At 65.9% G+C, this 1286-nt stretch carries 2 protein-coding genes; one reads left to right on the top strand and one right to left on the bottom strand.

Translation table 11 applies throughout. The features are described 5' to 3' along the window. Positions 1 to 84: 84 nt before the first annotated feature. Positions 85 to 402, bottom strand: a complete 318-nt coding sequence (locus tag ACFYY1_RS43285) for a DUF6221 family protein (RefSeq protein WP_388595614.1) — start codon at positions 400 to 402, stop codon at positions 85 to 87. A 46-nt stretch (positions 403 to 448) separates the two neighbouring features. Between ACFYY1_RS43285 and ACFYY1_RS43280 the strand changes: the two genes are divergently transcribed. Continuing rightward, on the top strand, positions 449 to 1216 hold the full coding sequence (locus ACFYY1_RS43280) for a transposase (RefSeq protein ID WP_388595613.1): 768 nt from the start codon (positions 449 to 451) through the stop codon (positions 1214 to 1216). Positions 1217 to 1286: the final 70 nt, after the last annotated feature.

Here is a 1286-nt window from a genome sequence, read left to right as displayed (position 1 = left end):
CCTAAGAGCTGTCCCGTAAATGATCTTCAGTGAGCGAGGCTCGGTTCAGGCTTGTCGGGCGCTCTGCTTGTCAGCTGCGCCGCTTCAGGCCCGGGCGGGGAAGGCAGGATGGTCGGTGTAGGGCGAAGCAAGGTCACGCAAGTCGTGACACGGCCAGGGATCGCGGGCATGACGGGCCAGGATGCGCCGCTTGGCCTCGACCTCGCGCAGGACGCGGGCCGGGTCGTGCAGAGCCACATGCAGAGCAATCGTGGGGTGGAAACCTGAGAGGGCAACCTGGCAGAAGTCGACCGTGTGTCCGTGGGCAGACCACTCCCCGCATCCGTCACCGTCGCAGCGCCGGGCCGAGTCGGCCTCCTCATCCAGCCGCGCCTCAAGGAACCTCACCAGTTCTTCAGTCATATGAGCATTCTCGACGTTGTGCCGGACGTCATGGAACGATCTCGCGGTGGCTGGTGTGATCACGGCGTCGGAGCCGTCATGGATAGCCCCGTTCACCGGGCTGAGCCCGCGGCAGTTCGGGAAACTGGTGACGGTTCTGCGGCGCAAGGGTGCGGAAGCGGTCCGCAGGGGCCGACCGTGGAGCCTGGCGCTGGAAGACCGGGCACTGCTGGTCGCGGCCTACTGGCGAACGAACCTGACCATGCGCCAACTGGCCCCATTGTTCGGGGTTTCCAAGTCGGCGGCGGACCGGATCATCGATCACCTCGGGCCGATGCTCGCTCTCCAGCCCCGCAAGCGGTTCGCGAAGGACGCCGTACTGATCGTGGACGGCACCCTGGTGCCCACCCGCGATCACACCGTCGCCGAGCAGTCCAAAAACTACCGGTACTCCACCAACCACCAGGTCGTCATCGACGCCGACACCCGCCTGGTTGTGGTGGTCGGCCGGCCCCTGCCTGGGAATCGCAACGACTGCAAGGCGTGGGAGGAGTCCGGCGCGAAGGCCGCCGTCGGCAAGACCATGACGATCGCCGACGGCGGCTATCCGGGCACCGGGCTCGTGATGCCCCACCGGCGGCACAAAGGGGAAAAACTACCCGAATGGAAACAGGCCCACAACAAGTCCCACAAACAGGTCCGCGCCCGCGTCGAGCACGTCTTCGCCCGCATGAAGACCTGGAAGATCCTCCGCGACTGCCGCCTCAAGGGCGATGGCGTCCACCACGCCATGCTCGGCATCGCACGGATGCACAACCTCGCCCTCGCCAGGTAAACCACCCAGCCGTAACGGCAGCCCACCATGCCCGAGGCCGCTCAGAGATCATTTACGGGACAGCCCTTAG

The organism is Streptomyces sp. NPDC001890 (assembly GCF_042891445.1).
Taxonomy (GTDB): domain Bacteria; phylum Actinomycetota; class Actinomycetes; order Streptomycetales; family Streptomycetaceae; genus Streptomyces.
This window is presented reverse-complemented; position numbering and strand designations above follow the sequence as displayed.

Excerpts from the sequence above, each read along its gene's own strand:
- ACFYY1_RS43285 (WP_388595614.1), bottom strand. The coding sequence starts at position 402 with ATGACTGAAGAACTGGTGAGGTTCCTTGAGGCGCGGCTGGATGAGGAG.